The sequence below is a fragment of the Streptomyces sp. NPDC026589 genome, assembly GCF_040638385.1.
Taxonomy (GTDB): domain Bacteria; phylum Actinomycetota; class Actinomycetes; order Streptomycetales; family Streptomycetaceae; genus Streptomyces.
Genome location: NZ_JBEZYG010000011.1, coordinates 273625 through 285383, shown reverse-complemented (window position 1 = coordinate 285383; position 11759 = coordinate 273625). Strand labels below are relative to the sequence as shown.

Below are 11759 nucleotides of genomic sequence, written 5' to 3'. Positions count from 1 at the left end.
CAGGGCATGACCCGGCCGCTGGCCCTCGCGAGGATGGTGTCGACGACCTGGTCGGCCCCGCCTCGGCCCCGCCGCGCTCGGGTGTGTCCTGTCGGTAGGCCGGATCAGAGGCCCCGCGAGCCCGGCAAGACCGGCAAGGCACGTACGAAACGCAGCCGGGTTCCCGGCGCCGCCTGCGCCGCCGCGGCGAGCGCCCCTTCGGGGACGACACCGACGACCGGGTAGCCGCCGGTCGTCGGATGGTCGTTGAGGAAGACGACGGGCCGGCCGTCCGGCGGCACCTGGACCGCGCCCAGGACCATGCCCTCGCTCGGCAGCTCCCCCGTACGGGACCGCTCCAGCGCCGGGCCCTCCGTGCGCAGGCCGATGCGGTTGCTGTGCGGCGAGACCCGGTAGGCGGCGGTGAGGAGCGTACGGAGAGCGGCCCCGGTGAACCAGTCGTGGCGGGGCCCGGGATGGACCGGGAGCACCAGTTCGGCGGGGGCCCCGGGCCAGGGGACGGGACCGGCGGGCGGCGGCGGACCGCCCGACGCCGGATCGCCCAGCGGAAGCACGTCGCCCTCGCTCAGCGGGGCGGGCCCGAGCCCCGAGAGGAGGTCCGCCGAGCGGCTGCCCAGCACCGGCTCCGGCACCAGCCCGCCCGCGAACGCCAGGTAGCCGCGCAGACCGTCGACGGCAGGACCCGCGTCCAGCACCGCGCCCGCCGGCACCCGCACCGGCGCACCCCACGCCACCGGCCGCCCGTCGACCGTCACCCCGCAGCCCGCCCCGCCGACGACCGCCACGACCGGCCGGTCCGGGCGGACCGCGCACCCGGTGAACGTGGTCTCCAGGACGGCGGCGTCCGGCGGATTGCCCACCAGCCGGTTGGCCAGCCGGGCGGCGGGCGCGTCCAGCGCCCCGGCGCGCCCGACCCCGAGGTGCGCCCAACCGGGCCGGCCCGCGTCCTGCACGGTGGTCAGCGCCCCGGCCCGGACGACGTACAGCCGGAAGCCGACGGGCGGCGTCACGCGCCCGCCCCCACCGGCACGAATCTGACCGGCGTACCCGGCGCGAGCAGGGCCGCCGGTTCCCGGGCCGGGTCCCACAGGGCCCCCGGGTCCGGCATCCGCCCGACGAGCTGCCAGCCGCCGGGCGAGGGGCGCGGGTACACCCCGGTGTAGGGCCCGGCGAGGGCCACCGCCCCGGCCGGGACCCGGGTGCGCGGGGTCGCGCGCCGGGGCACGTGCAACGGCTCCGGCAGCCCGGTGAGATAGCCGAACCCGGGGGCGAACCCGCAGAACGCCACCCGGAACGCGGTACGGGAGTGCAGGGCGGCCACCTCCCCGGCCGGGACACCCCAGAGGGCGGCGACCTCGCCCAGGTCGGGGCCGTCGTAGACGACGGGGATCTCCACCGGGTCACGTCCCTCCCGGCGCGGCGGCTCCACCCGCCACGAGGCGAGGTCCCGGGCGAAACGGTCCCGCGCGCTGGGCGTGCGCCCCCCGCCCCCGCCCCCGCCCCCGCCCCCGCCCCCGCCCCCGTCGAGAATCCCGTCGATCAGGACGGTGCGGGCGGCCGGGACGATCTCGCGTACGGCGGGGAGTTCACCGCGCTCGCGGCGGCGGAGCAGCTCGGCGTGGAAGGCCTCGGCGTGCTCGCCGTCGGCCAGCTCGACGAGAAGCGCGTGCGGCCCGGCGGGAAGTACGCGTACGGGTGCGGAGCCGGGGCGGGCGCTCGGGCGGGGGTTGGGGAGACTGCTCGCGCTGCCGACGCGCTCGGCACTGTCGGCGGCGCTGAGGGCGTCGCTCGCGCTGAGCTCGTCGCTCGCGCCGGGCACGCTGCTCACGCTGCCGACACTGTCGGCACTGCCGACACTGTCGGCACCGCTGCGGGCGTCGCGCGGGCCGGGGGCGCTCACGTGAACGCCCGTACCGCGACGCCCGCTTCCTCCAGCGCCGCCCGCACCCGGCGGGCGAGGGCCGCCGCGCCCGGGGTGTCCCCGTGGACGCAGAGCGAGCGCGCCGAGACGGGGATCCGGCTGCCGTCCGCCCCGGTCACCGCCCGCTCGACGGCCATGCCGACGCTCCGGCGTACGACGTCGTCCGGGTCGTGCACCACCGCGCCCGGCTCACCGCGTGGGACGAGGGTGCCCTGCGGTGTGTACGCACGGTCGGCGAAGGCCTCCTGAACGGCGGGCAGTCCGGCCTCGGCCGCACGGTCGAGCAGCCGCGAGCCGGGCAGTCCGAGCACGGCCAGGTCTCCGCCCGCGAGCCGGACGCCCGCGACGACTGCGGCGGCCTGGTCGTCGTCCCAGACCGCCCGGTTGTAGAGCGCGCCGTGCGGTTTGACGTACGAGACGGTGGACCCGGCGGCCTCCGCGAAGACCCGCAGCGCGCCTATCTGGTACGCGATCTCGGCCGTCAGCTCGGCGGGCGGCACGTCCATCGACCGGCGCCCGAAGCCGGCCAGGTCCCGGTAGGAGACCTGCGCCCCGATCCGTACCCCGCCGGCCGCCGCCGCGTCGCAGACCCGCCGCATCACGGAGGCGTCGCCCGCGTGGAAGCCGCAGGCCACGTTGGCGCTCGTGACACAGGCGAGGAGCGCGTCGTCGTCGGTCAGGGTCCAGTTGCCGAAGCCCTCGCCGAGATCCGCGTTGAGATCCATCATCACGGCCGCACGGTAATGACAAGTCCGGCAGCGCGACAAGGGGCGGTCCGGGGGCCGGACGGGCGGCCCCGCGTCGTCCTGGAGCCGCCCGTCCTAGAGTCGTCCCATGACGGACAGCCCCCGCCCGCACGAGGCCACTTCCCACGAGGCCACTTCCCACGACGCCGGCCTCCGCGACGCCGGCCTCCGCGACCGGTGGCACGACACGCTGCTCGCCGCGCGCGCCGGGGCGGACGGACCCGATCCGCTGCCGTACGCCGAGAACCTCCTCGCCCGCTGGGCCGAGCCGCAGCGCCGCTACCACACGACGGCCCACCTGGCCGCCGTCCTGGACGGCGTCGACACCCTCGCCGGGCACGCCGACGACGTCCACGCGGTACGCCTCGCCGCCTGGTTCCACGACGCGGTGTACCGGCCCGACCGGACGGAGAACGAGGAGCGCAGCGCCGCCCTCGCCGAGCGGGCGCTGGCCGAGGCGGGGGTGCCGGAGGCGATGGTGACGGAGGTCGCCCGGCTGGTCCGCCTCACCGTCACACACGACCCGGCGGACGGCGACCGCAACGGCGAGGCGCTGTGCGACGCCGACCTCGCGGTCCTGGCGGGCGGCCCGCAGGAGTACGGGGCGTACGCGGCCCGGGTCCGGGAGGAGTACGGCTTCGTCCCGGACGGGGCGTTCCGTGAGGGCCGGGCGGCGGTACTGCGGCAACTCCTCGACCTGCCGCGACTGTTCCGTACCCCGCACGGCGCGGCCGCGTGGGAGGCGCGGGCCCGGCACAACCTCGCGACGGAGCTGGAACTGCTGACATCGTCCGACGCCGTCCGACCAGGGTTCCCGCCCCCGCCCACCGGTTAATGTTCCGGTTCGTTCACGGTGTCGTCCCGGTCGCGCCCTGGCCGGACCGGTGAAGCCCGGCAGCCGCTAACGTCTCGCATCGCAGATGCACACACAACTCCACGGGGGTACAGCGATATGTCCAAGGGACTCGGCACGACGGTCGGCAGATCTTCCCGGCGGCGCATACTGCGACTGGCCGGCGGCGGGATCACGATGGCAGCGCTCGGAGCCGGGCTGACCGGCTGCGAGGACGAGCTCGCGACGGGCGGCGAAGGCAGCACGCCGCCGCCGCGCAGCGCCTCCCCCGAGGACGGGAAGGCGTCCGAGGACGGCAAGGCCCCCGAGCCGTTGTGGACGAAGTCGACGTCGGCGCAGACCTACGGGGACAACGACGAGCTCGTGGCCGTGGACGGCGTGGTGATCGCGAGCGGCGATCCGCTGACCGCCTTCGACGGCGCGACCGGCGAGGAGCGGTGGTCGCTGCCGGACGGCGCGGTGCCCGGGGCGCCGCTGCTGCTCGGCGACGGCACCCTGTACCTGGAGAGCGGCAAGTACGACGGCAGCGTCGCCGGCTACGTCCCGGGGTCCGGCAAGGAGGCCTGGCGCAGCCGCCTCGGCAAGGAGTACCGGCAGCCGAGGCCGGTCGCGGTGGACGCGGAGCAGGTGTACGTCATCGCCGAGATCCTGGAGGCCGACGGTTCGTCCCACACCAATGTGATCGCCGCGCTGAACAGCGGCACGGGCAAGGTCGCCTGGAAGGAACAGCGCGACCTCGGCACCCAGCAGAACGGCGTCCACGCCGCCGTGCGGGGCCGCTATCTCGTCTACACCGACTTCAAGAACAACCTCACGGTCCGCGACACCGCCACCGGCAAGCAGGTGTGGACGCAGAAGACGACGAAGACGAGCTACGGGCCGTTCGTCGTCCACCAGGATCTGGTGATCGTCCCGCAGGGGCAGCGGCTCCAGGCCTTCGCGCTGTCCGACGGGTCCGAGAAGTGGTCCGTGCGGGCCGAGGAGTTCACCACCTTCCGGGAGCCGACCCTCCTGGAGGGCGTGCTCTACATCGCGGACAGCGGCCGGACGCTGTGGGCCGTCGAGCCGGGGACCGGCAAGAAGATCTGGCAGTCCACGGCCCTCAAGGACGCGGGCGGGCAGGTGCCCCGGCAGTTCGTCAAGGTGGGCGGCACCCTCTACGGGGCCACCGACCTCGACAAGCAGGGCGGCGTCCACGCCTTCGACGCGAAGGCCGGCGGCCTGCGCTGGACGTTCAACGACAAGTCCGGCGACTACCACGCCTGGCTGGTGGCCACCGACGGCAAGCGCGTCTTCGCCCTGCACGGCAAGAAGCTGCACGCCCTTCCCGCGTAAGCCGCGCGCCCTACCCGCGTTAGCCGCACGCCCTTCCCGCGTGACGCGGGTATGAAGCCATCCCGCGTGACGCGGGTATGAAGCCATCCCGCGTGACGCGGGTGTGAAGCCTTCCCGCGTGACGCGGGTGTGAAGCACGTGTGAACAGGCACGTTCTCGTCCGACGCCGGGAATGCGGAGGCGTTCTCCGGCGTTGGGGCGAGTCATGCCCGACTCTCCCTCGCGCCGCGCACCCATGCCGCTGGCCGTATACATTCTCGGCCTCTCGGTCTTCGCACTCGGCACCAGCGAGTTCATGCTGTCGGGCCTGCTCCCGCCCATCGCCGACGACATGGACGTGTCGATCCCGCAGGCCGGGCTCCTCATATCCGCGTTCGCGATCGGCATGGTGGTCGGCGCCCCGCTGCTGGCCGTCGCCACGCTCCGGCTGCCGCGCCGCACCACGCTGATCGCGCTGATCTCGGTGTTCGGCCTCGGCCAGATCGCCGGTGCGCTGGCCCCGACGTACGAGATCCTCTTCGTCTCCCGGGTCCTGAGCGCACTCGCCTGCGCGGGCTTCTGGGCCGTCGGCGCGGCCGTGGCCATCGCGATGGTCCCGGTGAACCAGCGGGCGCGGGCCATGGCCGTGATGATCGGCGGCCTGTCCGTCGCGAACGTGCTGGGCGTGCCGCTGGGGGCCTTCCTCGGCGAGCACTTCGGCTGGCGTTCGGCGTTCTGGGCGGTGGGCGCGGCCTCGGCGGTGGCCCTGGTCGGCGTCGCCACGCGCATCCCGCACATCCCGTTGCCCGAGAAGAAGCCCGAGCTCAAGCGGGAGCTGGCGATCTACCGGGACCGGCAGGTCTGGCTGGCCATCGTGATCACCGCGCTCGCGGCGGGCGGGGTGTTCTGCGCGTTCAGCTACCTGGCGCCGCTGCTCACGGACGTGGCGGGCCTCGACTCGGGCTGGGTGCCGTGGATCCTCGGCCTCTTCGGTGCGGGCGCGCTGATCGGCACCATGATCGGCGGCCGGGTCGCGGACGCGCACCTCTTCGGGGTGCTGCTGAGCGGCATCACGGCGTCCACGGTGTTCCTGGTGGGGCTGGCCCTCTTCGCCTCCAGCCAGGTCGCGGTCATCGCGCTGGCGTTCCTGCTGGGCCTGTCCGCCTTCTTCACGGCCCCCGCGCTGAACGCCCGGATGTTCAACGTGGCCGGAGCCGCCCCGACACTGGCCGGGGCCACCACGACGGCGGCGTTCAACCTGGGCAACACGAGCGGTCCGTGGCTCGGCGGCACGGTGATCGACCTGGACTTCGGGTTCGCGTCCACGGCGTGGGCGGGCGCGGCGATGACGGCCCTGGCCCTGGCGGCGGTGGGGGTGGCGCTGCGCCTCCAGCGCGGCGGGGGCGGCGGGAACGGCCGGTCGCGGTCGCGGCTGATCGCGAAGAGCACGGCGGTCCCGGCGGCGGAAGGCCCTAAGGACGGACGCCCGGCGCCGGCCTCCCCTTCGGCCTCCTCAGTCCCGCGGCCGTCAGGCGCCTGACCAGCTCCTTCGAGCCGATCTCCCGTGCCCCGGCCCGCACCGCGTCCGCGTAGTGCGCCTGAGGCACGTCGTAGTGGTCGCGTTCGAAGGCGCGCGGCGGGCAGCCGATCGCGGCGGCGAAGGCGTGCAGTTCCTCGAACGACACGTCGCTGACCAGGTGCGACCAGAGGCGGCCGTGGCCGGGCCAGGTGGGCGGGTCGATGTAGAGCGTCACCGCCGCAGCACCTCGCCCAGCGCCCCCACCGGCGCCACCGCCACGGCCGCCTTGGTGCACACCCAGTGCGGGTCGGGCCCGAGCTCCGGCTCCACGTCCAGCGCGTGCGGCTCCTCCGCCGCCGAGCACGCGGGGCACAGCGGCCACCGCCCGTACCGCTCCAGCAGCGCGTCCTGTACGTCCTGGGCGACCAGACCGGCCACGAACTCCGCCCCCTCGGGCCACTGCTCCACCCACCAGCGGCGGTGCGTCACCGCGTCCTCGACCAGCGAGACGATGTCCGCCTCGGCGACACCGCCCGCCGCCAGGTCGGCCATGACGAGCGCGCGGGCGGTGTGCAGGGCCTGCTCCAGGGGGTTCAACTCCATGCCCCCATTGTGCGCCCGCGCGGGAAAGGCCCCGCCCCGGGCAGTCCCGGGCGCCCCCCGACGGTCCCGGGCAGTCCCGGGGGCGCCCGGGGGCATCGGTGGCGGCCCGGGAGCGCCGGTGGCGGCCCCCGCCAGAGGTAGGGACCAAAGGGGGGTTGACGGACCCCCCGGTTGAAAATATCTTTCAGATGTGACCAGTGACGTGAAGGAAATTTTCAGCGGCGACTCCCCGCCGGCCCCCGCGGCCCTCGCCGCCAAGGTCCGGACCCTCGCCCCCTCCATGACCCGCTCGATGCAGCTGGTCGCCGAAGCCGTGGCGGGCGACCCCGCGGGGTGCGCCGCCCTCACCGTCACCGGTCTCGCCGAGCTCACCGGCACCAGTGAAGCCACCGTCGTCCGCACCGCGCGGCTCCTCGGCTACCCCGGCTACCGGGATCTGCGCCTCGCGCTGGCCGGTCTCGCCGCGCACCAGGAGTCCGGCCGGGCCCCCGCCGTCACCGCCGACATCGCGGTGGACGACCCGATCGCCGACGTGGTCGCCAAGCTCGCCTACGACGAGCAGCAGACCCTCGCCGACACCGCCGCCGGGCTCGACACCGTACAGCTGGGGGCCGCTGTCGCCGCCGCGTCGACCGCCCGCCGCATCGACGTCTACGGCATCGGCGCGTCCTCCCTCGTCGGCCAGGACCTGGCGCAGAAGCTGCTCCGGATCGGGCTGATCGCCCACGCCCACATGGACCCGCACCTCGCGGTGACCAACGCCGTGCAGCTGCGCGCCGGCGACGTGGCCATCGCGATCACGCACTCCGGCTCCACCGGCGACGTCATCGAGCCGCTGCGGGTCGCCTTCGACCGCGGGGCGACGACGATCGCGATCACCGGACGGCCCGACGGGCCCGTGACGCAGTACGCGGACCACGTGCTGACCACGTCCACCGCGCGCGAGAGCGAGCTGCGCCCCGCCGCCATGTCGAGCCGCACCAGCCAGCTGCTCGTCGTGGACTGTCTGTTCATAGGCGTCGCGCAGCGGACGTACGAGACCGCCGCGCCCGCCCTGGCCGCCTCCTACGAGGCGCTCGCCCACCGCCACAACCCGCGCACCCGCTGACCGCCCCGGCCAACCACCACGGTCAGGGCCGCGCAGGCCCCGCACCACACGTACGCGTACGAGACCGAGAACACCGAGAAAGCTGAGCCGCACCTCATGACCTCCACCACCGACGCGAACACCGACATCCCCGAGACCTCCGGGACCTACGGCGAACTCCGCGCCCAGCTGGCCACCCTCACCACCGAGGCGTTCCGCCCCGAGCTGGCCGAGATCGACCGGCAGCCCACGCGGGAGATCGCGCGGATCATGAACGGCGAGGACGCCACCGTCCCGGCCGCCGTCGCCGAGCGGCTGCCGCAGATCGCCGCGGCCATCGACGCCACCGCCGAGCGCATGGCCCGCGGCGGCCGGCTGATCTACGCGGGTGCGGGCACCGCGGGCCGCCTCGGAGTGCTGGACGCCAGCGAGTGCCCGCCCACCTTCAACACCGACCCGTCCGAGGTCATCGGCCTGATCGCGGGCGGCCCCTCCGCCATGGTCACGGCCGTCGAGGGCGCGGAGGACAGCAAGGAGCTGGCCGCCGCCGACCTCGACGGGCTGAAGCTGACCGCCGACGACACGGTGGTCGGCATCTCCGCCTCCGGCCGCACGCCGTACGCGATCGGGGCCGTCGAGCACGCCCGCGCACAGGGCGCCCTGACCATCGGGCTCTCCTGCAACGCCGGCTCCGCGCTCGGCGCCGCCGCCGAACACGGCCTGGAGGTCGTCGTCGGCCCCGAGCTGCTCACCGGCTCGACCCGGCTGAAGGCGGGCACGGCCCAGAAGCTCGTCCTCAACATGATCTCGACGATCACGATGATCCGGCTCGGCAAGACGTACGGGAATCTCATGGTCGACGTCCGCGCCTCCAACGAGAAGCTGCGGGCCCGCTCCCGGCACATCGTCTCCCTGGCGACCGGCGCGTCCGACGCCGAGATCGAGGCCGCGCTCGCCGCCACCGACGGCGAGGTCAAGAACGCGATCCTGGTCATCCTCGGCCAGGTCGACGGCCCCACCGCCGCCGCCCGCCTCACCGAGGCGGACGGCCACCTCCGCGCCGCACTCACGGCCGCACGCACCACCTGACCCACCCGGGTACCCCGCCCCACCCCCCGCACAGCAAGGCACCGAGCACCATGGCCACAGAAGACAAGAACCGCGCCACCGCCGCCGCGATCCTGCCGCTCGTCGGCGGTGCCGCGAACGTCGCCTCCATCGCCCACTGCATGACCCGGCTCCGCCTCGGTCTGCACGACCGGTCCCTCGTCGACGACGAGGCGCTGAAGGCCCTGCCCGCCGTGATGGGCGTCGTCGACGACGACACGTACCAGATCGTGCTGGGCCCGGGCACCGTCGCCCGGGTCACCCCGGAGTTCGAGCAGCTGGTCGACGAGGCCCGCGAGGCCGCGCCGGCCCCGGGAGACACCCCCGCTGGCACCGCCGCTGTCACCGCCGTCTCGGCGGAGGAACTGGCCGCACAGGGCGCGGCGATCAAGGCCCAGCGGAAGGCGAAGAACGCCACCCCGTTCAAGCTGTTCCTGCGCAAGATCGCCAACATCTTCGTGCCGCTGATCCCGGCGCTCATCGGCTGCGGGATCATCGCGGGCCTCAACGGTCTGCTGGTGAACCTCCAGTGGCTGCCCGCCGTGACACCCGCGCTGGCCGCGATGGCGTCCGGCTTCATGGCGCTGATCGCGGTGTTCGTGGGCTACAACACGGCGAAGGAGTTCGGCGGTACGCCGATCCTGGGCGGTGCGGTGGCGGCGATCATCGTCTTCCCGGGCGTCGCGAACATCGACGCCTTCGGCCAGACGCTCTCCCCGGGCCAGGGCGGTGTGCTCGGCGCGCTGGGCGCGGCGGTCCTCGCCGTGTACGTGGAGAAGTGGTGCCGCCGGTGGGTGCCGGAGGCGCTGGACGTCCTGGTCACCCCGACCCTGACGGTGCTGATCTCCGGCCTGGTGACGATCTTCGGCCTGATGTACGTGGCGGGCGAGGTGTCCTCCGCGATCGGCACGTTCGCCGACTGGCTGCTGTCCAACGGCGGCGCGGGCGCGGGCTTCGTGCTCGGCGGCCTGTTCCTGCCCCTGGTGATGCTGGGCCTGCACCAGGCGCTGATCCCGATCCACACCACGCTCATCGAGCAGCAGGGCTACACGGTCCTCCTCCCGATCCTCGCGATGGCCGGCGCCGGCCAGGTGGGCGCGGCCGTGGCCGTCTACTTCCGCCTCCCCCGCAACGAGTCGATCCGCCGCACCATCAAGTCCGCGCTCCCGGCGGGCCTGCTGGGCGTGGGCGAACCCCTGATCTACGGCGTCTCGCTCCCGCTCGGCCGCCCGTTCGTCACGGCGTGTGTCGGCGGCGCGTTCGGCGCCGGTTTCGTCGGCCTGTTCAACCAGCTCGGCGACACGGTCGGCTCGACGGCCATCGGCCCGTCCGGCTGGGCCCTGTTCCCCCTCCTCGACGGCAACCACGGTCTGGGCTCGACGATCGCGATCTACGCGGGCGGCCTGCTCGTCGGCTACGTGGCCGGGTTCGTCGCGACGTACTTCTTCGGCTTCGGCAAGGACCTGCTGGCCGAGTTCAACGTCTCCCAGGAACCGGCCCCGTCCACGGTCGCCGCCCAGGGCAACCCCCACCCCGCCACCGCGCCGGCCGCCCCCGCCGACACGGGCTCCGGCCCCGACCCCGACTCCGACGGCACGGACCCCGGCACCTCCCCGGCGAAGGATCCCGCGAGGGTCTGACCCGGCTCCGGGCCGCCCAGCACGCCCCCGGCCCGCCCGTCCCGGCGGGCGGGCCGGGGGCGTCCTGCGCCTCCTCCCGCGCGCCGACGGCGGGCGGGTACTGCGAGAAGGCGACGGAATCGCGTCAATCTGGCCTTCCCCACTCACCCGAACAGGCAGAACGCGCCGCACCGGGACTATCATGTCGTCCACAACATATTACGGTGCGGGACGTGACATACATGCACGTCATCGAGGTAGAGCCCGAAGTTCGTGACTGGCTGGAGCTTCTCCCCGAGAAGCACTACAGCAAAGTGGACGAGTACGCGGCCCTGCTGGCTTCGATGGGAACAAGCACTCCGATGCCGTTCAGTCGCCCCTTGCGGGACGGAGTGTACGAACTTCGGCCGACACTGAACGGCGAGGCCACAAGAATCACGTACTGGTTCGCCTCGGAACGCCGCATCGTGCTTCTCACCGTCTTCCGCAAGACACGGATGCGGGAGCAGGCCCAGGTGGATCGAGCCGTGCGGGCCCGGGCACTGTGCGAGGCCGAACACGACCCGGCCCACACGACGTACACACGCGGAGAGAGCAGGGAGAACTCATGAAACACAGCCGCTGGAAGCTGAAGCGCGAACAGGAACTCGCCTCCGGGCCCGACGAGTCCGAGGAGACCCGCGCCGAGCGCGCGGAAGTCCGGCTCGCCATGGCCTTCGCCAAGGCGGTGTACGACCGCCGCAAGGAACTCGGCCTGTCCCAGAACGATGTCGCCGAGCGAGCGGGACTGACCCAGGCGAAGATCTCCCGTATCGAGGGCGCCGACGCCGTGCCCACCCTGCTCCTGCTCCGGCGGCTGGCGCTCGCCCTGGACGCCTCACTCAGCATCGCCCTCGACGAGGAACAGGAAGAGGTCGCTTTCGTGGCCCGTACAGCGGCGTGACCGGCGCGGCACAGGTTCCGGAAGGTCGCCCCACGCATAGGGGCGTC

General features: G+C 73.8%; 13 protein-coding genes. 8 read left to right on the top strand and 5 right to left on the bottom strand.

From position 1 onward, the window contains the following. Window positions 1–104: 104 nt before the first annotated feature. From AB0F29_RS21050 to AB0F29_RS21040, 3 genes are read right to left on the bottom strand one after another with little or no spacing between them, the layout of a single operon-like run. The gene (locus tag AB0F29_RS21050) at window positions 105–1010 is read right to left on the bottom strand and encodes a biotin-dependent carboxyltransferase family protein (RefSeq protein WP_361874087.1); all 906 of its coding nucleotides are present in this window, start codon (window positions 1008–1010) and stop codon (window positions 105–107) included. Then, window positions 1007–1900 carry an allophanate hydrolase subunit 1 gene (locus AB0F29_RS21045; protein WP_361874085.1) on the bottom strand — a complete coding sequence of 298 codons (894 nt, stop codon included), beginning with the start codon at window positions 1898–1900 and terminating at the stop codon, window positions 1007–1009. Before AB0F29_RS21045 ends, AB0F29_RS21050 begins: the two co-directional genes overlap by 4 nt. Next, on the bottom strand, window positions 1897–2646 hold the full coding sequence (locus tag AB0F29_RS21040; protein ID WP_361874115.1) for a 5-oxoprolinase subunit PxpA: 750 nt from the start codon (window positions 2644–2646) through the stop codon (window positions 1897–1899). The genes AB0F29_RS21045 and AB0F29_RS21040 overlap by 4 nt, the downstream gene beginning before the upstream one ends. 109 nt (window positions 2647–2755) lie before the next feature. Here AB0F29_RS21040 and AB0F29_RS21035 point away from each other — a divergent pair, with 109 nt between their 5' ends. From AB0F29_RS21035 to AB0F29_RS21025, 3 genes are all read left to right on the top strand, one after another. Next, window positions 2756–3502: a hypothetical protein gene (locus AB0F29_RS21035; protein WP_361874084.1), complete on the top strand. Its 747-nt coding sequence runs from the start codon at window positions 2756–2758 to the stop codon at window positions 3500–3502. Between the two features lie 117 nt (window positions 3503–3619). Continuing rightward, window positions 3620–4855, top strand: coding sequence for a PQQ-binding-like beta-propeller repeat protein (locus tag AB0F29_RS21030; protein ID WP_361874082.1), 1236 nt, complete (start codon window positions 3620–3622; stop codon window positions 4853–4855). Window positions 4856–5090: 235 nt separating this feature from the next. Further along, the gene (locus tag AB0F29_RS21025) at window positions 5091–6374 is read left to right on the top strand and encodes a Cmx/CmrA family chloramphenicol efflux MFS transporter (RefSeq protein WP_361874113.1); all 1284 of its coding nucleotides are present in this window, start codon (window positions 5091–5093) and stop codon (window positions 6372–6374) included. Here the strand turns inward: AB0F29_RS21025 and AB0F29_RS21020 are convergent. Both AB0F29_RS21020 and AB0F29_RS21015 read right to left on the bottom strand, forming a co-directional pair. Further along, window positions 6307–6588: a DUF4031 domain-containing protein gene (locus AB0F29_RS21020; protein ID WP_361874080.1), complete on the bottom strand. Its 282-nt coding sequence runs from the start codon at window positions 6586–6588 to the stop codon at window positions 6307–6309. The genes AB0F29_RS21025 and AB0F29_RS21020 overlap by 68 nt on opposite strands. Then, a complete protein-coding gene (locus tag AB0F29_RS21015) occupies window positions 6585–6956 on the bottom strand; it encodes a hypothetical protein (RefSeq protein WP_361874078.1) in 372 nt (123 codons plus the stop codon). Before AB0F29_RS21015 ends, AB0F29_RS21020 begins: the two co-directional genes overlap by 4 nt. 190 nt (window positions 6957–7146) lie before the next feature. Here AB0F29_RS21015 and AB0F29_RS21010 point away from each other — a divergent pair, with 190 nt between their 5' ends. The 5 genes from AB0F29_RS21010 to AB0F29_RS20990 all read left to right on the top strand — a co-directional run bounded on the left by AB0F29_RS21010 (window position 7147) and on the right by AB0F29_RS20990 (window position 11712). After that, window positions 7147–8064 (top strand): MurR/RpiR family transcriptional regulator, encoded by a 918-nt coding sequence (locus tag AB0F29_RS21010; protein ID WP_018958762.1) that lies wholly within the window; start codon window positions 7147–7149, stop codon window positions 8062–8064. A gap of 96 nt (window positions 8065–8160) precedes the next feature. After that, window positions 8161–9132 (top strand): N-acetylmuramic acid 6-phosphate etherase, encoded by a 972-nt coding sequence (gene murQ / locus AB0F29_RS21005; RefSeq protein ID WP_361874076.1) that lies wholly within the window; start codon window positions 8161–8163, stop codon window positions 9130–9132. 50 nt (window positions 9133–9182) lie between these two features. Next, a complete protein-coding gene (locus AB0F29_RS21000) occupies window positions 9183–10790 on the top strand; it encodes a PTS transporter subunit EIIC (protein WP_361874074.1) in 1608 nt (535 codons plus the stop codon). Between the two features lie 221 nt (window positions 10791–11011). Continuing rightward, window positions 11012–11380: a type II toxin-antitoxin system RelE/ParE family toxin gene (locus tag AB0F29_RS20995; RefSeq protein ID WP_361874111.1), complete on the top strand. Its 369-nt coding sequence runs from the start codon at window positions 11012–11014 to the stop codon at window positions 11378–11380. Continuing rightward, window positions 11377–11712: a helix-turn-helix domain-containing protein gene (locus AB0F29_RS20990; RefSeq protein ID WP_361874072.1), complete on the top strand. Its 336-nt coding sequence runs from the start codon at window positions 11377–11379 to the stop codon at window positions 11710–11712. Before AB0F29_RS20995 ends, AB0F29_RS20990 begins: the two co-directional genes overlap by 4 nt. Window positions 11713–11759: the final 47 nt, after the last annotated feature.